This is a genomic window from Lentzea pudingi (assembly GCF_014646255.1).
GTDB lineage: Bacteria > Actinomycetota > Actinomycetes > Mycobacteriales > Pseudonocardiaceae > Lentzea > Lentzea pudingi.
This window is the reverse complement of record NZ_BMNC01000005.1, coordinates 548,545-565,563: the sequence shown is the minus strand read 5'-3', so window position 1 is coordinate 565,563 and position 17,019 is coordinate 548,545. Positions and strand designations below refer to the sequence as shown.

21 protein-coding genes are annotated in these 17,019 nt (G+C 69.4%); 15 read left to right on the top strand and 6 right to left on the bottom strand.

Features of this window, described 5'->3' with window-relative positions; translation table 11 throughout:
- Positions 1 to 194 precede the first annotated feature (194 nt).
- The 7 genes from IEY88_RS21570 to IEY88_RS21540 all read left to right on the top strand — a co-directional run bounded on the left by IEY88_RS21570 (position 195) and on the right by IEY88_RS21540 (position 6,062).
- Entirely contained in the window at positions 195 to 545 is a 351-nt protein-coding gene (locus IEY88_RS21570; protein ID WP_189156564.1) for a DUF485 domain-containing protein, read from the top strand.
- Positions 542 to 2,161 (top strand): monocarboxylic acid transporter, encoded by a 1,620-nt coding sequence (locus tag IEY88_RS21565; protein WP_505744124.1) that lies wholly within the window; start codon positions 542 to 544, stop codon positions 2,159 to 2,161. Before IEY88_RS21570 ends, IEY88_RS21565 begins: the two co-directional genes overlap by 4 nt.
- Positions 2,162 to 2,279: 118 nt before the next feature.
- Positions 2,280 to 2,771, top strand: coding sequence for a SigE family RNA polymerase sigma factor (locus IEY88_RS21560; protein ID WP_189156563.1), 492 nt, complete (start codon positions 2,280 to 2,282; stop codon positions 2,769 to 2,771).
- Entirely contained in the window at positions 2,771 to 3,676 is a 906-nt protein-coding gene (locus tag IEY88_RS21555; RefSeq protein WP_189156562.1) for a hypothetical protein, read from the top strand. Before IEY88_RS21560 ends, IEY88_RS21555 begins: the two co-directional genes overlap by 1 nt.
- Positions 3,677 to 3,735: 59 nt before the next feature.
- Positions 3,736 to 4,074: a rhodanese-like domain-containing protein gene (locus IEY88_RS21550; protein WP_229693611.1), complete on the top strand. Its 339-nt coding sequence runs from the start codon at positions 3,736 to 3,738 to the stop codon at positions 4,072 to 4,074.
- A gap of 2 nt (positions 4,075 to 4,076) precedes the next feature.
- The gene (locus IEY88_RS21545; RefSeq protein WP_229693610.1) at positions 4,077 to 4,982 is read left to right on the top strand and encodes a DUF4328 domain-containing protein; all 906 of its coding nucleotides are present in this window, start codon (positions 4,077 to 4,079) and stop codon (positions 4,980 to 4,982) included.
- Positions 4,983 to 5,048: 66 nt separating this feature from the next.
- Positions 5,049 to 6,062, top strand: a complete 1,014-nt coding sequence (locus IEY88_RS21540; protein ID WP_189156561.1) for a glycerophosphodiester phosphodiesterase — start codon at positions 5,049 to 5,051, stop codon at positions 6,060 to 6,062.
- On the opposite strand, the gene IEY88_RS21535 is transcribed toward IEY88_RS21540, so the two are convergent.
- Positions 6,059 to 7,243 carry a cytochrome P450 gene (locus IEY88_RS21535; RefSeq protein ID WP_189156560.1) on the bottom strand — a complete coding sequence of 395 codons (1,185 nt, stop codon included), beginning with the start codon at positions 7,241 to 7,243 and terminating at the stop codon, positions 6,059 to 6,061. The two genes, IEY88_RS21540 and IEY88_RS21535, sit on opposite strands and share 4 nt — an antisense overlap.
- 90 nt (positions 7,244 to 7,333) lie before the next feature.
- Here IEY88_RS21535 and IEY88_RS21530 point away from each other — a divergent pair, with 90 nt between their 5' ends.
- The 5 genes from IEY88_RS21530 to IEY88_RS21510 all read left to right on the top strand — a co-directional run bounded on the left by IEY88_RS21530 (position 7,334) and on the right by IEY88_RS21510 (position 10,892).
- Complete coding sequence (locus IEY88_RS21530) at positions 7,334 to 8,074, top strand: glycerophosphodiester phosphodiesterase (protein WP_229693609.1); 741 nt, start codon at positions 7,334 to 7,336, stop codon at positions 8,072 to 8,074.
- Between the two features lie 28 nt (positions 8,075 to 8,102).
- Positions 8,103 to 9,038, top strand: a complete 936-nt coding sequence (locus tag IEY88_RS21525; RefSeq protein ID WP_189156558.1) for a DUF5926 family protein — start codon at positions 8,103 to 8,105, stop codon at positions 9,036 to 9,038.
- A 44-nt stretch (positions 9,039 to 9,082) separates the two neighbouring features.
- Positions 9,083 to 9,421, top strand: coding sequence for a DUF952 domain-containing protein (locus IEY88_RS21520; RefSeq protein WP_189156557.1), 339 nt, complete (start codon positions 9,083 to 9,085; stop codon positions 9,419 to 9,421).
- 127 nt (positions 9,422 to 9,548) lie between these two features.
- A complete protein-coding gene (locus tag IEY88_RS21515) occupies positions 9,549 to 10,082 on the top strand; it encodes a SigE family RNA polymerase sigma factor (protein ID WP_373294153.1) in 534 nt (177 codons plus the stop codon).
- Positions 10,083 to 10,085: 3 nt separating this feature from the next.
- Entirely contained in the window at positions 10,086 to 10,892 is an 807-nt protein-coding gene (locus IEY88_RS21510; RefSeq protein WP_189156556.1) for a hypothetical protein, read from the top strand.
- Positions 10,893 to 11,013: 121 nt separating this feature from the next.
- Here IEY88_RS21510 and IEY88_RS21505 read toward each other — a convergent pair whose 3' ends face one another.
- The gene (locus IEY88_RS21505) at positions 11,014 to 11,223 is read right to left on the bottom strand and encodes a hypothetical protein (RefSeq protein ID WP_189156555.1); all 210 of its coding nucleotides are present in this window, start codon (positions 11,221 to 11,223) and stop codon (positions 11,014 to 11,016) included.
- A gap of 7 nt (positions 11,224 to 11,230) precedes the next feature.
- On the opposite strand from IEY88_RS21505, the gene IEY88_RS21500 reads away from it, so the two are divergent.
- From IEY88_RS21500 to IEY88_RS21490, 3 genes are all read left to right on the top strand, one after another.
- A complete protein-coding gene (locus IEY88_RS21500; RefSeq protein ID WP_189156554.1) occupies positions 11,231 to 11,674 on the top strand; it encodes a hypothetical protein in 444 nt (147 codons plus the stop codon).
- 154 nt (positions 11,675 to 11,828) lie between these two features.
- A complete protein-coding gene (locus IEY88_RS21495; RefSeq protein ID WP_189156553.1) occupies positions 11,829 to 12,236 on the top strand; it encodes a YciI family protein in 408 nt (135 codons plus the stop codon).
- A gap of 3 nt (positions 12,237 to 12,239) precedes the next feature.
- Positions 12,240 to 13,370, top strand: a complete 1,131-nt coding sequence (locus IEY88_RS21490; RefSeq protein WP_189156552.1) for an RNA polymerase sigma factor — start codon at positions 12,240 to 12,242, stop codon at positions 13,368 to 13,370.
- Positions 13,371 to 13,439: 69 nt separating this feature from the next.
- Here the strand turns inward: IEY88_RS21490 and IEY88_RS21485 are convergent, their stop codons facing one another.
- The 4 genes from IEY88_RS21485 to IEY88_RS21470 all read right to left on the bottom strand — a co-directional run bounded on the left by IEY88_RS21485 (position 13,440) and on the right by IEY88_RS21470 (position 16,981).
- The gene (locus IEY88_RS21485) at positions 13,440 to 14,000 is read right to left on the bottom strand and encodes a ferritin (protein ID WP_189156551.1); all 561 of its coding nucleotides are present in this window, start codon (positions 13,998 to 14,000) and stop codon (positions 13,440 to 13,442) included.
- Between the two features lie 100 nt (positions 14,001 to 14,100).
- Positions 14,101 to 15,288, bottom strand: a complete 1,188-nt coding sequence (locus tag IEY88_RS21480) for an arginine deiminase (protein WP_189156676.1) — start codon at positions 15,286 to 15,288, stop codon at positions 14,101 to 14,103.
- 147 nt (positions 15,289 to 15,435) lie between these two features.
- The gene (locus IEY88_RS21475; protein WP_189156675.1) at positions 15,436 to 16,134 is read right to left on the bottom strand and encodes a CPBP family intramembrane glutamic endopeptidase; all 699 of its coding nucleotides are present in this window, start codon (positions 16,132 to 16,134) and stop codon (positions 15,436 to 15,438) included.
- Positions 16,135 to 16,216: 82 nt separating this feature from the next.
- Complete coding sequence (locus IEY88_RS21470) at positions 16,217 to 16,981, bottom strand: DUF2470 domain-containing protein (RefSeq protein WP_189156550.1); 765 nt, start codon at positions 16,979 to 16,981, stop codon at positions 16,217 to 16,219.
- Positions 16,982 to 17,019: the final 38 nt, after the last annotated feature.

The following is a 17,019-nucleotide window of genomic DNA, read 5'->3' as shown; positions in this document are numbered from 1 at the left end:
CTGAGTGCTGTTCGTCTACGCATACTGACCGTTCGTCGCATCACCCGACTGCTGAGCGCAACGGCACGAACGGGGTCTTACCTGAGTGACTCAAGTCTCCATACGGTTCCTGACCAAGAACAGGACCGCACCTGGAGGCATTACGTGCACGTCACGTTGCTGACACCTACGACGAGTACCGCGAGGAGGGGACTGTGAGCAGCGTTGAGCACACCCCGTCTGAGTCGGCCCCAGACGCACAGAAGTGGGCCGACGTCCAAGCGAGCGCTGACTTCACCGAGCTGAAGCAACGGCTGCGCAAGTTCGTCTTCCCCGTCTCCGGACTGTTCCTCGCCTGGTACCTGCTGTACGTGCTGCTCGCGGACTACGCGCACGGCTTCATGTCCACCAAGGTGTTCGGCAACATCAACGTCGGGCTCATCTTCGGCCTGCTGCAGTTCGTGTCGACGTTCGTCATCACGACGCTGTACGTGCGGCACGCGAACAAGAACCTCGACCCGCTGGCGGAGAAGCTCCGCAACGAGATCGAGGGAGACGGCAAGTGAACGAGTCCAGCCCGATCCTCAACATGAGCATCTTCGGTGTCTTCGTCCTGATCACGCTGTTCGTGGTCATCCGGGCGAGCCGCAACACCAAGACCGCCGCCGACTACCTCGCAGCCGGGCGCGCCTTCACCGGCCCGCAGAACGGCATCGCGATCGCCGGTGACTACCTGTCGGCCGCGTCGTTCCTCGGTATCGCGGGCGCCATCGCCCTCAACGGCTACGACGGCTTCCTGTACTCGATCGGCTTCCTGGTGGCGTGGCTCGTCGCGCTGCTGCTGGTCGCCGAGCTGCTGCGGAACACCGGTAAGTACACGATGGGCGACGTGCTCAGCTTCCGGATGCGCCAGCGTCCGGTTCGCGCGGCCGCCGCCACGTCCACGATGGCGGTCTCGTTCTTCTACCTGCTGGCCCAGATGGCCGGTGCCGGTGGTCTCGTCGCCCTGTTGCTCGGCTACACGGACTCGTTCCGCCAGTCGATCGTGATCGCGATCGTCGGCGCCCTGATGATCGCCTACGTCCTCATCGGCGGCATGAAGGGCACCACCTGGGTGCAGATCATCAAGGCAGTCCTGCTGATCGTCGGCGCCGGTGTCATGACTCTCTGGGTGCTCGCCAAGTACGGCTTCAACCTGTCCTCGTTGCTCGGTGCCGCAGTCGACGCCGCGCCCAAGGCAGGCGAGAAGCTGCTCGGCCCCGGTCTGCAGTACGGCAAGACCGGCCTCACGCAGCTGGACTTCCTGTCGCTGGCCCTCGCGCTGGTGCTCGGCACCGCCGGTCTGCCCCACATCCTGATGCGCTTCTACACCGTGCCGACGGCGAAGGAAGCCCGTCGCTCGGTCGTGTGGGCGATCTGGCTGATCGGCATCTTCTACCTGTTCACGCTCGTCCTGGGTTACGGCGCCGGTGCGCTCGTCGGTCCGGACGCGATCAGCAAGGCGCCTGGTGCCGCCAACTCGGCCGCCCCGCTGCTCGCGCTGGAGCTCGGTGGCCCGATCCTGCTCGGCCTGATCGCGGCGGTCGCGTTCGCGACGATCCTCGCGGTCGTGGCCGGTCTGACCATCACGGCATCCGCGTCGTTCGCCCACGACATCTACGCGAACATCATCAAGAAGGGCAACGGCGGTGACGACAAGACGGACGAGGTGAAGGTCGCCCGCATCACCGCGGTCGTCATCGGCATCGTGTCGATCGGCGGCGGCATCCTGGCCAACGGTCAGAACGTCGCGTTCCTCGTGGCACTGGCCTTCGCGGTCGCGGCCTCGGCGAACCTGCCGACGATCCTGTACTCGTTGTTCTGGAAGCGGTTCAACACCTCGGGTGCGCTGTGGAGCATCTACGGCGGCCTCGCGGTGACGATCACCCTGATCATCTTCTCGCCGGTCGTGTCCGGTAAGCCGGTCAACCCGGCGACGGGCAAGAGCCCCTCGATGATCCAGGGCGTCGACTTCCACTTCTTCCCGCTGGACAACCCCGGCCTCGTCTCGATCCCGGTCGCGTTCCTGCTCGGCTACATCGGCACGATCCTCTCGAAGGACAAGGGCGACCCCGCCAAGCAGGCCGAGATGGAGGTCCGCTCCCTCACCGGTGCGGGCGCCGAGAAGGCCATCGCGCACTAGAAGGTGCACTGGAGAACGGGCCGTCCTTCACGGGGGCGGCCCGTTTTTCGTGTGTGCAACCCTGCCGGGGCTGCCCGCGTATTGACTGCGAACGCGGCAGACAGCTTGGGGGACCGGAGTGCGACGAGACGAGGAGTTCTCGGAGTTCTTCACAAGCAGATTCGACTGGGCTCGGCGCACGGCGTACGCGTTGTGCGGCGACTGGTCGGAGGCGGAAGAACTCGCGCAGAACGCCTTCGTGAAGGCGTATGCGAAATGGCCGAGCATCAGGCGCGAAACGGCGGAGGGGTACGTCCGCACCATCGTGACGCGCCTGTTCCTCGACAGCAGGCGGCGCGGCCGTGGCCGCGAACACCCGGTCGCCGACCTGCCCGACCACGGCGTCAGCGGTGGCTTCTCCGATCCCGACGCCAAGCTCAACGCCGCGTTGCAGCAGGTGGGCCCCAAGCAGCGGGCCGCGCTCGTGCTGCGGTTCGTGCACGACCTGTCCATCGAACAGACGGCGGCAGAGCTCGGCTGTTCGGTGGGCAACGTCAAAAGTCAGACAGCCAGGGGTTTGGCGGCGCTCCGCGAGGCGTACGGCGAACCGGTCAACTCGGAGAGTGCCTGATGAACATCGAAGACGAGCTGCGCGGAGCTCTCGACGTCGCCGCGCCCCCTCCCACGACCACGCTCGACGTGGTGATGAGGCGCGGCCGGCGCCGGGTGTTCGCCCAGCGCGCCGGAGCGGTGCTCGGCGTGGTCGCGGTGGTGGCCGGCATCGGGTTCGGCGCCACCACGCTGAACCAGGCCGCGCCGACACCCCAGCAGGCAGACCGGCCGGACGCCGGGCCTGCCACCGTGGAGCACGCGGTGGGATGGCCACGGGTCAACACGCCACCGCAGACGCCGTACGGGACGTACACGCCCGCGGCGACCGCACCGCCTCCTGCCGGACGTCCGATCCTCTCGATGCCGCAGTGCAACATCGGGGACCGGAAGCGGGCGATGAAGGTGCCGACCGGTGCGGTGAAGCCGAACGACGAGTTCGTCCAGAAGTGGGTCGGCACGGTGCGCCAGCAGTTGCCCGAGGTGCGGGTCAGCGACCTCCTGCCGAGGCTCGAAAGGTCGCCGTGGAAGGAGTCCGGGGTCGATCTGACCGACGCCGGCGGCACCGGCAGCGTCTGGCTCACCCTCGGCAGGTTCGCGGGTACGCCGCTTGAGTACGCCGACGACAACCTCTGGACCAGCGGTGACTGCGAGCCGCCCTACCGGACCACGTTGCCGGACGGCACGATCATCCAGCTGCACAGCGTGCGCGCGGCCGAGCCGTTCCAGACGCTGCTGCAGGTGATGGAGGTATTCCGGCCGGACGGTCTGCTGCTGCACCTGCAACTCGCGAACTACGGGAGCAAGGACATGCGTCCCGCGGCGCAGGAGGGCTATTGGGAGCGCTCCGGTCCCGGCCGGGCGAACCTGCCGCTGTCCGAAGAGCAGTTCTCGAGGCTCGGGCCCGCCATCGCGGGGGTGGCCTGAGGGTGTGCCGTGCCGGAGGCTCACGAGAGTGCAACCTCCGGCATGGCAACATCTAGGGCGTGACTGTTCCAAGCGTGGAGATCGCCGACGTGCCGGCGCAGCTGCCCGAGGGCGCCGTCCTGCTGGACGTGCGTGAGCAGGACGAGTGGGACGCCGGCCACGCACCCGGCGCGCTGCACGTCCCCATGAGCGAGATCGGCGCCCGGCTCGAAGAGGTGCCGAACGACGTGCAGCTCTACGTCGTGTGCCGTGCCGGTGGCAGGTCCGCCCGCGTGACCCAGTACCTCAACCAGACCGGCTGGGAGGCCGTCAACGTCGAGGGCGGCATGCAGCACTGGGAGGCCGCCGGTCGTCCGCTCGAGGGCGGCACCGACGGCGCGGAACCCCAGGTCATCTGACCGTGCAGCCGCTGCAGCCGATGCGCGTGGACTGGGTGGCGACCCCGCCACCCGGTGCGTACCCGCAGCCGCAGTCACGCGCGCAGCGGCTGAGCTACGGCGGTCCGCCGAACTACCCGGTCCCGCCGCGCTGGGGCTTCCCGCTGCTCGCGTGGCGCTGGCCCACGGCCGTGCCCGGCACGGTCGAGCAGGCCGACTCGGTCGACAGCGTGCGCCGCCTGGGCCGCACCGCGCAGAACTCGCTGTGGCTGCTCGCCGCCGTCGCCGTGTGGGGCGCGGCCTCCGAGATCTGGCGCTACGTGCTGGTCTCGCTGAGCCGGTTCGGCGCGTTGTCCGCGGGCGTCGTGAGCACCTCGGACGCCATGGTGGTGTCCTCCTCCGCGATCACGATCACCGGCTGCTTCCTGTCGCTGGTCCTCGGCCTGCTGTGGCTGCGGCGCGCGCGGAACGTGGCCGCGTCGCTCGTCGGTTACGGCCCCTCGCGGTCGGACAGCGACGTGCTGATCGGCCTGGTCGTCCCCGGCGTCAACCTCGTCGTGCCCGGCTCGGTGCTCGCCGAGCTCGAACACGCCGTGGCCCGCAGGCCCGCGGGCGAACGCCCCCACCCGTCGAAGCTCCTGCGCTGGTGGTGGGGTCTCTGGGCGGGCTCGGGCCTGACCGTCGTGCTCGTGGTCGCGTGGTCGTTCCGCTCCAGCACCCAGGCCCTCGCGGACGGTGTGCTGCTGCACGCGTTCGCCGACCTGCTGCTCGTCGCGGTCGCGGTGACGTCGGCACTGGTCGTCCGCCGCATCACCACCCTGCTGCTGCCGGTGGACTCCACGTCCGTCCGGCTGATGCGCGTGGTCGAGGTCAAGGACGCCCCCGCACCCCCGCTGCGCGCGGTCCGCGCGTCGGGCTCGCCCCGCTGATCTGTTCAGGCGACGTTCGTCCCGCCGGACCTTCCGGCGTTCCCGGCCGAGTGCCAGGTTGGACGGATGCGGACACTCATCGGGGCTCTGGTGATCGCACTGGTCACCCCAGGCGTCGCCCAGGCACACCACCACCGCGACTTCGACCTCCAGGCACACCGGGGCGGCATCGGCCTCACCGTCGAGAGCACGCTCAAGGCGTTCGGCAAGGCGCTCGAACTCGGCGTGACGACCCTGGAGCTGGACCTCCAGATCACGCGCGACGGCCGTGAGGTCATCACCCACGACCGCAAGACCAACCCGGCGAAGTGCCTCGACACCGCGCCAGCCTTCCCCGGCGACCCGGAGTTCCCCTACGCCGGCAAGTACGTGAAGGACCTGACGTTCGCGCAGGTGCGGACCTTGGACTGCGGCAGCACCCGCTGGTCGCAGTACCCGGACCAGGAACTCTCGCCGGGCGCCCGCATGCCCACCCTGGCCGAGCTCTTCGACCTGGCGCGCAGGCACCGCGCGTGGGGCATCCGCTTCAACATCGAGACCAAGGTCGAGGCCGCGGCCCCGCACGAGACCGCGCCACGCGAGCAGTTCGTGCAGCGCGCGGTCCAGGAGATCCGCCGCTCGGGCTTCCAGCGCAACGTCACCGTCCAGTCCTTCGACTGGGGCACGCTGATGCGCCTGCGCCAGGTCGAGCCGCGCATCCCGCTGGTGGCGCTGACCCAGCCGGAGATGCTGCGGCCCGGCTCGCCGTGGACGGGCGGCCTCGAGCTCGCCGACTTCGGCGGCAGCGTCGCGAAGATGGCGAAGTCCTTCGGCGCCAAGGCTTTGTCACCGGTGCACGGCAACCCGCAGGGCGGCAAGGTCGGCGACCCGGGCTACGTGCCGTTCACGACTCGGGCGCTCGTGCAGGACGCCCACCGGCACGGGCTGAGGGTGGTCCCGTGGACCACCAACGACCCGGCCACCATGCACAAGCTGATCGACGACGGCGTGGACGGCATCATCACCGACTACCCGGACCGGCTGCGGAAGGTGCTGAAGGAGCGCGGTTTCAAGCTCCCGAAGCGGTATCCGTCGCGTTAGCCGTCCGCAAGCGGCAGCGAGTGCAGGCCGCGGATCACGAACTCCGCCCGCCGGTTCGGTTCCTCGGCCAGCACCGCGCCGGGAAGCTTGCGGTGCAACGAGGACAGCGCCGCCTCCACCTCGATGCGCGCGAGCGGCGCGCCCAGGCAGTAGTGGATGCCCATGCCGAAGCCGAGGTGCTGGTTCTTCTCGCGGCCGACGTCGAGGACGTCCGGGTTCTCGAAGACCAGCGGGTCGCGGGCGGCGGCGCCGAGCAGGGCGGCGATCTTCTCGCCGGGTTCGATGACGTGGCCGGCGATCTCCACGCGTTCGGTGGCGGTGCGTTCGAAGAGCTGCAACGGCGAGTCGTAGCGGATGAGTTCCTCTACGGCGGTGGGCATGATCTCGGGGGAGAGGCGTTCCCACTGCGAGCGGTGCTGCATCAGGGCGTAGACGCCGTTGCCGATGACGTTGACCGTGGCCTCGTGGCCCGCCATCAGCAACAGGACTGCCGTGGCGACGAGTTCGTCCTCGGTGAGTCTGGCGCCGTCGGTGTCCGTGACGGCGACCAGGTCGGAGACGAGGTCGGAGCCGGGGGTCTTGCGGCGCAACGCGATCAGTTCGCGCAGGTAGGCGACGAACTCGGTGGCGGCGCGTTCGGCCGCGTTCTGCTGGTCGGCGGGCAGGCCGTACTCGTACATCTTCACGATGGCGTTCGACCACGGCTGGAGCAGGTAGCGGTCGCTCTGGGGCACGCCGAGCAGTTCCGCGATCACCTCGACCGGCAGCGGCGCGGCGACGTGGGCGAGCAGGTCCGCCTGGCCCTGGTCGGAGATCTTGGCGACGAGCTCGTCGACGAGCCTGTCGGCCAGGTCGGCGACCCACGGGCGCAGGCGCTCGACGTGGCCGCGGCCGAACGCGGCGGCGACCAGGCGGCGCAGGCGGGTGTGCGTGGGCGGCTCGTTCTCGAGCAGCGAGTTGCGGTGCAGGAGGTTGAAGGACATGAACTGCTCGACCGGCTTCACGTCCGACCAGATCCGGCCCAGCGAGCGGTGCCGCAGGACGGCGGAGCAGGCGGCGTGCGAGACGGCGACGGCGACGCCCATCTGTTCGTGGTGATGCACCTCACCGGCTTCGCGCAGGGTGGCGAAGGCCGGGTACGGGTCGGCGATGAACGCGGGATCTCGCTGGTCGAACGTCACAAGGCGGGACGGTAAGTCGCGATCGGCGTTTCGTCCACGCCCATTTGATTGATGACTCAAATTGTTGCGCAGACACTATTGTCCGGGGTTGTGCAGCTACCCTCCGTCGTCGCGCACCGAGGCGCGTCCACCGACCGTCCCGAGCACACCATCGGGGCCTACGAACTCGCCCTGAAAGAGGGAGCGGACGGCCTCGAGTGCGATGTCCGCCTGTCGCGTGATGGCCAGCTCGTGTGTGTGCACGACCGCACGCTCGCCCGTACGTCGAACGGCCGTGGCACGGTCAGCGCGCTCACGCTCGAAGAGCTGAGGACGTTCGACTACGGCAGCTGGCACGGCCACGGTCAGCCCGCCGGGTTGCTCGTGCTCGACGAGCTGCTGGAGCTGGTGAAGGGCACGGACGTGGAGCTCTTCGTCGAGACCAAGCACCCGGTCCGGTACCGCAACGAGGTCGAGCGCAAGCTCGCCGAGGCGTTGAGGAAGCACGGCCTGACGTCGCAGATCGTCATGATGTCGTTCTCGCCGACGGCGGTGAAGGCGTTCCGCGAGCACGCGCCGGACATCCGCACGGTGCTGCTGCTCGACCGCCTCGGTCGCTACCGGAGCGGCGCGCTGCCGTCGTTCGCCGACTACACCGGGCCGGGCGTGCACCTGTTGCGCAACGACCCCGGCTACGTCGATCGGGCAAGGCGCGCCGGTCACGAGACCTACGTGTGGACGGTGGACAGCACCGAGGACATCGCGTTGTGCCGTGACCTGGGGGTCCGCTACCTCGCGACGAACGCCCCGGCGAACACGCGCCGCCTGCTGACGGCTAACTTGGCGACCTAGAAGAAGCCTGAGCACGAGGAGGGCCAAGGTGGCCAAGCGGACCGCGGTCAAGGACGCACCGAAGGACGGGATCAACCCGAAGCAGCCCTGCCCGTGCGGGTCCGGCAAGCGCTACAAGGCCTGCCACGGCGCGCCCGGCGGCGCGACGGACGTGATCGTGTCCCGGCCGTTCGAGGGCCTCGCCGCCGAGTGCGAGCTCATCGCGCTGCGCGAGTTCGTGCCGTCGGCGGTCGTGAAGCTGCCGGTCAAGGACGGCCGCGAGGTCACGCTCGCCACCGTGCTGCCGATGGCCGCCGCCGGTCTGATCCGCGGCGACGACGTGCCGTTCGTCGGCCTGCAGGTGCAGACGCGCTCCGGCGACATCAGCCGCGACCTGGCGCGGGCGCTGCAGTGGGCGCAGCAGGCGAAGACCGGTGACGTGCTGCCCGTCGTGGGCCCGGACGCCGGCGAGAACCCCGGCCGTCTGCAGGACCTGATCGACGCCGATGCCGACATCACCCCCGTGCTGCACACCGACTTCATCTGGTGGATGCCGGAGGGCACCGAGCCGACCGGTGACGTGGCGCTGTCCCTGGAGCGCGCGAACGCGGCCATCCTGCCGACCGAGCGCCTCGACGCCCCCGGCGTGAAGGCCGCCTACTGGGTCGACGCGGGCGACAAGGCGCACCTGCGCTGGGTCCGCCCGGAGCCCGAGGAGAAGTTGCTGTCCGCGATGGCCCGCCTGGCCGCCCGCGGTGAGCTCGACCTCGGCGAGGGCTCGCGCTACGCCGGTTCGTTCCGCGCGCACGGCCTGCTCGTCCCGGTCTGGGACCTCGACCGCGAGATGCACGCCCGCGAGTGGGCAGAGCCGGCCGAGGCGCTGGGCAAGCGCCTGCTGGAGGCCCTGGCCTCCGACGAGCAGCTGTCCGACGCAGAGCGCCGCGCCCGCGAGGGCCTGCGGGGCCGCCAGATCACCCTGCGCTAGTCCACAGGTTGTCCACACAGTTGTGCACAGGGAGTTGTGGATAAGTGCTGCTGCACATCATCACGAAGGCCGGCTGGGCCGCTGCCCAGTCGGCCGGTGCCGTCGCCCCCGCTGAGGGCGAGGAGTTCGTGCACTGCTCCGACCGGGGCGTCGTGCACGTGACCGCCGGCAAGTTCTTCCACGGACAGAGCGGGCTGTTGCTGCTGGTCGTCGACCCGAAGCTGCTCGACGTGCCGGTGCGCTGGGAGGCGGTGCCGGACTCACCGCTGTGGTTCCCCCACGTCTACGGCCCCATCCCGGTCGCCGCGGTGGCCGAGGTGCACGAGTTCCCCGTTCAGGCGGACGGTTCGTTCGTCCTCCCGCAGGCCGTCGCCGCTCCTTGAGCGCTGGTACCGGAACAGCCGAACTGCCTGCGCCCGTTGCCGTTCCGTGACTAAAGTGGCGGCAACCGCCCGTCGGACCCGCGCGTGAACACCCCGAGCCAGTTTGCTTCGGGGGAGGGGGCGTGCCGTGACGGCGGTGTTGCAGCTGGGATCAGCCGTCGAACACGGCGGGGGAAGAGCGGAAGCCGTGGGGGACTTCGCCGAGTTCGTGCGCGTCTCCATGCCCGGCCTCCTCCGCTACGGCCACGCGCTGACCGGGAACCCGCACGACTCCGCCGACCTGGTGCAGACGGTGCTGGAGAAGGTCGGTTCGCGCTGGGTCGCCGTGCAGCGCAAGGGTGACGACCCGCTCGCGTACGTCCGCCGGGCGATGGCCAACGCGCACATCAGCATCTGGCGCCGGCGACGTCGTGAGAACCTCGTGGCGGACATCCCGGACAGCGGAGCCGTGGCTCCGGAGCTGAGCAGACTGGAGAACGAACCGCTCTGGCAGGCTCTGCGCTCGCTGCCACCGCGGCAGCGAGCGGTGATCGTGCTCCGCTACTACGAGAACCTCTCCGAGGCCGAGATCGCACACGCGCTCGGGATCTCGTGCGGCACGGTGAAGAGCCAGAGCAGCAAGGCGATGGCGAGCCTTCGAACACGACTGGGAAAGGACTGACCGGTGGACGACCTGGATGATGATCTGCGCAGGCTCTTCAGCGACGATCGGCTGGACGTCCACTCCACGTCGGTCTCGACCGAACTGGTGGTCCGCGGTGCGGCTCGGCGCCGACATCGGCGAGCCGCCGTCGCCGGTACCTTCGCCCTGGTCGCCGTGGTCGGTGCCGGCATCGGGGTGAGCCGGTTCGAGATGCCCGCACCGGACAGCACGGTCGGCGCCCTCCTGACGACTGCCGTCTCGGTCACCACGACACCTCCTCCGCCGCCGTCGACCAGCACGGTCATCTCGACCGCGACGGTCACGGTGGGGCAACCGCCGAACTCCAACGGCGGCAACACCGGCAAACCCGATCCCGGCGGCACGAGCAGGTCGAGTTCGAAGACGTCGACGCCGCCCACACCGGAGTCGCAGCCGGGCCGGTACGGAACGCTGTCGCTGGGGATGTCCGAGGCCGACGCGCTGGCTACAGGCTCGCTGGTCGAACCGAGCAGCCCGGCCGATCCGGACAACAGGTGCAAGGCCTACGCGACGAAGTCGGTGCCCGACGCCAACGCCGTGATCGTCTCCCCGGCCAGGGGGATCGTGCGGATCACCATGCCGAACTACGCCAAGACACCCAAGAACGTCGGCGCGGGCTCCCAGGTGTCCGAGGTGAAAGCCGCCTACACGAATTCCATTCAGAGCGGTTCCTCGGTGACCGCGCAAATATCCGCATCGCCGCCGTGGTCGTACATCTTCGAAACCGACGGCGCGGTGGTGACGACCGTGTTCATGCGGCTGAATGCGAACGACTGCGCGACCGTCTGACAATTGCTGGTTCCCGCTGCTCCTGATGGCGCAGCGGGATTTTGGCGTGCGCTTTCGCGGGCTAGTCGCCGTGACCCCTTCGTGACTCTGACCTGCGCAACCTCCATTGCGGGGTGACGTCTTACTGGTTGTCCGAAAGGGCATAGGGGATGTCTGAGTCAACTGGGGGAATTGAAATGAAGAACTCGATCAAGATCGCATTCATCGCCGCGCTCGCCGTCGCGGGAATTGCCGCGTGCACTTCTTCGCCGGCGCCGGTGCGGAATGCCGCTCCCGCCACTTCCGGCTCCGCGTCGTCCACCGCGACGCCGCCGCCCGTCCAGGTGGTCACGGAGGTGGTGACCGCGACGGTGACCAACCCGCCGCAGGCCGTCGTGAAGGTGGACGACCGCCTCGGTTACGGCGGTCTCAAGCTCGGCATGTCGCTGGAGGAGGCGCGTGCCGCCGGCCTGACCGACCTGACCTGGAACAGCGCCGGCGAGAAGGACTGCGTCGCCGACGGCAAGGTCGCGATCTCCAGGAAGCACGGCGTCGAGCGGATCACGCTGCCCGCGGAGGCCAAGACCTCCAAGGGGATCGGCGTGGGCTCGACCTTCGCCGAGGTGAAGAGGGCCTACCCCAACGCCTCCGAGTACCGCGCCGGCTGGTCGGCGCAGGTGGCCGACAACGCCGTCTACGCGTTCGTGGGCGGCATCAAGCTCGTCCACTTCGCGGACACCGACCACGTCGTCCGCATCAAGTTGACCGCGACCACCGTCCAGTGCGCCATGGCCTTTCTCTGAGGCCTGACGGACTCTCGTGCCCGCCCCGCTGGGGGTGGGGCGGGCACGCTCGAAAAGATCTCGGCTCGCCATGTCGAGATCCGCGTTTCGGCTCCGTCCCCGTCGTGAAAGCGACCAGGATGGGTCGCGACCGCACCCGAGGGAGACACCCGAGATGGCGAAGTACCTGCTGCTCAAGCACTACCGCGGCGCCCCTGCCCCGGCCAACGACGTGCCGATGGACCAGTGGACGCCCGACGAGATCACCGCGCACATCCAGTACATGAACGACTTCGCGGAGAAGCTCAAGACCACCGGTGAGTTCGTCGACGGCCAGGCGCTGGAGCAGGAGGGCACCTGGGTCCGCTACGACGGGGAGGGGCGCCCGCCGGTCACCGACGGGCCGTTCGCGGAGACGAAGGACCTCATCGCGGGCTGGATGATCATCGACACCGACACCTACGAGCGCGCTCTCGAGCTGGCGGCGGAGTTGTCGGCGGCGCCGGGCAAGGACGGCAAGCCCATCCACGAGTGGCTGGAGATCCGTCCGCTCTACGGCAGCGCGCCGACGATCACGGAGTGACGGGTGGACGAGGCGCTGGTCAGGAGCCTCACGCCGGCCGTACTCGGCATCCTCGTCCGTCGCGGGGCCGACTTCGCGGCGGCCGAGGACGCCGTGCAGGACGCGCTGGTCGAGGCTGTCCGCGTGTGGCCGGTGGATCCGCCGCGGGACCCGAAGGGGTGGCTGGTCACGGCGGCCTGGCGCAAGTTCCTCGACGCCACGAGAGCGGAGACGGCCCGGCGCCGGCGTGAGGACCTCGTCGACGCCGAACCCGAGCAGGGGCCCGCGTCGGACGCCGACGACACGTTGCAGCTCTACTTCCTGTGCGCGCATCCGTCGCTCACGCCGTCGTCGGCCGTCGCACTCACGCTCCGGGCCGTCGGCGGGCTGACCACGCGGCAGATCGCGCAGGCCTACCTGGTGCCCGAGGCGACGATGGCCCAGCGCATCAGCCGGGCCAAGAAGACCATCGGAGATGTGCGGTTCGACCAACCCGGCGACGTCGCCACCGTGCTGCGCGTGCTCTACCTGGTCTTCAACGAGGGCTACTCGGGCGACGTCGACCTGGCCGCCGAGGCCATCCGGCTCACCCGGCTGCTCGCGGGCGGGATCGACCACCCCGAGGTCGCCGGGCTGCTCGCGCTGATGCTCCTGCACCACGCCCGCCGCGCGTCCCGGACGGACGGCGGCAGGCTGGTGCCGCTGGCCGAGCAGGACCGCGCGAAGTGGGACACGACGCTGATCGCCGAGGGCGTCGAGGTCCTGCAGGCGGCGCTCGCGCGCGACCGGCTGGGGGAGTTCCAGGCGCAGGCGGCGATCGCGGCGCTGCACGCGGACGCGCCCGCGGCCGAGGAGACCGACTGGGTGCAGATCGTGGAGTGGTACGACGAGCTCGCGAAGCTGACGGACAGTCCCGTCGTCCGGCTGAACCGGGCGGTCGCCGTGGGGGAGGCCGACGGACCGCGCGCGGGGCTGAAAGCGTTGGCGGAACTGGACGAATCCCTGCCCCGCTACTCCGCCGTGGCGGCATACCTCCACGAGCGCGACGGTGACCGGCGAACGGCCGCGAAGCTCTACGTCGAGGCGGCCGGGAAAGCGTCGAACCTCGCCGAGCGGGAATACCTCACCCGGCAGGCGGCTCGGCTCAACAACTGAAAGGACCGCCTGACCCGGAGGGGGCAGGCGGTCCTTTGTGATCAGGCACTCAATCGTGCGAAGAATAGATCAGAGCGCGCCGCCCGCAGCGGTCGGGGCGCCGGCGTCGGCACCCTCGTCGCCCACGCTTTCGCGGGTCAGGAACGTCTCCACGTAGAACATGTTGCCGTCCGCGCGGTCCATGATCGTGAGCAGCGTCTTCATCGAGGAGACCTCCTCGACCTGCTCCTTCAGGAACCACTGCATGAACTGCTCGCCGATGTAGTCGCTCTCCTCGCGAGCGGCCTTCGCGAGCGCGATGATCTGGGCGGTGACCTGCTGCTCCTGGGCCAGGGCCAGGGCGACGAGATCACGCGGGGACTTGAACTCGTTCAGCGGCACCTCGACGCCGGGAATTGCCACCGCGATGTCGTTGTCCATGAGGAACCGGACGATCATCATCGCGTGGTTGCGCTCTTCGAGAGCCTGCTTGTAGAAGTGCGACGCGAGGCGCGGGAGGTCCTCGTTGTCGAACCACACGGCGAGCGCGATGTACTGCTGCGAAGCGGAGAACTCGTTGCCGACCTGGGCGCGGAGCAGCTCGTGGAAGCTCGACTTTCCGGACAGGATCTTCTTCACGTTCGAGGCCATGAAGAGTACGTTAACCCAAAACGGTTGCAACTGCATTCCAGGAAAAGCTAACCTTTGTTTGGAAAGGCGAACCAAACAAAGGTTAGGCATTCCTAACGATCTACACCAATGGCGCGCGGTCAATCGGGCACGACATGCAACGGGGTCCGCCGCGGCCGGAACCGAGCTCCGAACCGGCGATCCGCAGCACCTCGACGCCCTGGTCCTCCAGGCGCGCGTTCGTCTCGACGTTGCGCTCGTACGCCACGACGAGACCAGGGGCCACGGCGAGCGTGTTGTTGCCGTCGTCCCACTGCTCGCGCTCGGCGGTGACGATGTCGAGGCCGGTGTCGATCACGCGCAGCCGTTCGATGCCCATCGCCTCGGCCGCCGCCTCCAGGAACGGCACGGGGCCGTCGACCCGCACGCCACCGTTGCCGTCGGCGCGCAGCGGGTAGGCCGTCAGCGTGTGGCGGATCGCCGGGTACATCACCACGGCGTCGCGGTCGACCATCGTGCAGACGGTGTCGAGGTGCATCGTGGCGCGTTCCTGCTCGATCGGCACCGCCAGCACCGTGTGTGCGAGGCCGTCGGCCAGCGCGGACCGTGCGAACGACTCCGCGCCCGCCGGGGTGGTGCGCTCGCCGACGCCGATGGCGATCACGCCGGGGGCGAGCAGCAGCACGTCGCCGCCCTCCAACGGGGCCGAGTGCGCGCCGTACGCACGGCCCGTGCGGCGGAACCGGGGGTGGTAGGCGTAGATCAGGTCGGTCAGCGTCGTTTCGCGGTCACGGGCGGGCAGCGCGAGGGAGGTGATGGCCACGCGGTCGCCGACCCACACCGACGAGTCGCGGGTGAAGAGCAGGTTCGGCAGCGGGTCGACGGCGAAGTCGATCGGCAGGTGCATCTTGCGCACCAGCGACGCGCCCTCGGCGGCCGGCAGCTCCTCGAACGTCATGCCGGTCATCAGCACCTGCGCGAGCTGCGGCGCCTCGAGCGACGTGAGGTGGCTGCGCAGCGCGTCGGCCAGGTCGATGCCGAGGCGGCGCTCGTTGACCGCGCTGTGGATGCCCGCGATGCGCGCGCGGTTGTCCTCCAGGGCCTGCACCAGCACGTCGGCCAGCAGCAGGACCTCGACACCGCGGGAGGTCAGCGTCGCGGCGAACGCGTCGTGCTCCTCCTGGGCGCGGCCCACCCACGGCACGCCGTCGAACAGCAGCTGGTCGTTGTTGCGCGGGGTGAGCCTCTTGAGCTCGTTGCCCGGCCGGTGCAGCAGCACCGTGCGCAAGGGGCCGACCTCGCTGTCCACGCGGGGCGCGGCGTCCGGAAGTGCTTCGGTCTCAGCGATCGTGTGCGCAGTCACCGATCGAGCGTAACCCCGAACAGCACAAATCGCCGCTTGTGAGCCATAAATCGCAACGAATCACGGGCAGAATCGAGCGCCACCCTCGAATCGTTAGGGCAACCAGCTCACTTTGCCGCGCAACATTGTGTAGCCCACGAACGCGACGACGTCCAGGATGGTGTGGGCGATCACCAACGGCCACAACCGTTTGGTCCGCTGCCAGTAGAACCCGAACACCAGGCCCATCACCACGTTGCCGACGAACCCGCCGAAGCCCTGGTAGAGGTGGTACGACCCGCGCAGCACGGCCGCCGCGACCAACGCCGTGTACTGCCGCCAGCCGAGCTGCTGCAACCGCGTGATCAGGTATCCGACGACGAGCACCTCCTCCGCCCACGCGTTGCCGGCCGCCGCGAGGATCAACGCCACGCTCATCCACCACTGGTTGTCCAAAGTGGACGGCTGGACGGCGAGGTTCAGCCCGAGCGCCCAGGCGGCGAAGTACAGGCCCAGCCCCGGGATGCCGATGACCGCGGCCAGCCCCAGGGCGCCCAGCGAGTCCGCGAGCTTGCGGGTGCCGTCGAGCCCGATGACGCGCAGCTTGATGCCCGTGCGCCACAACAGGTACAGCCCGATGCCGCCCCACGCGGCGAGCTGCAGCACACCCAGCAGCTGCGCCACGAGGTCCAGCAGGTCGGCGCGCGCCTGCGGGACGTTGATCGCGACGGACTGCTGGTTGAGCGGCGTCGGCTGCAGCAGGCTGTCGATCAGCCGCACGAGACTGCGCAGGCCGGACAGCCCGAGCGTCATGCTGAAGACGATCAGCAGTTCGAGCTGGTAACCGCGCTTCTCGGCGTCCGGGATCACCGCAGGTTCGATCACCCGCGTGACGCTACCTCTGCGAGAGGAACGGGCAGCCCATCAACCGCCGCAGCTCCGCGGCGAGTTCCTGGGGAGTGCTGACCGGCTGAGAGAACGCGATCCGCACGTCGTGGTCCTCGCACTCCGCCTCGACCCGCAGCCGCAGCCCGAACCGGTCGAGCCCGAGCGGCCGCACGTGGCCCGCCTGCAGCTCCTCCGGCAGGTGCCGCGCGAGCTGGCCGACGACGTCGCTGTGCGCGGACTCCAGGTGCCGCAACCAGTGGTCCTCGTTGCGGCAGAACGGGTCCGGCGCCGCGCTCGCGAACTGCTCCGGCCTGATCGACGACGTGCCCTCGGCGTCCGCGATCACCATCGACGCGGGCGTGAGCCGCAGCACCGAGGCGCCGTGACCCGCGTCGAGCAGCCGGTGGTCCGGGCGTACGTCGGCGACGGCGAGGACCTCCTCGCGCGCCTCCTCCCCGTCCAGCGCGGAGACCCAGCCGGTCAGCCAGAGCAGGCCGCGGACGGGTTCGCGCAGCTGCACGGGGGCCTGGTCGGCGATCTCCAGCATCGCCGTCACCTCGGCCCGAGGGGCCTGCCACAGCTGTGCCACCAGCGGGTGTTCGTCGGCGAGCAGCAGGATCGTGGTGCCGCACGGGTGCACGTGGTGGAACAACGGGCTGGTGCGGGATCCGGACTGAGGAAGCAGCGCGGCGGAACCGTGGCGAGCCGCGATCGTGCGGGCGCGCTCCGCGGCGTGCGGCGCCGGTGGGCGCTTGGTCTGGGTGTCGGTCACCACTCCACCTCCTCAAAGGTTAGGCAAGCCTAACTTAG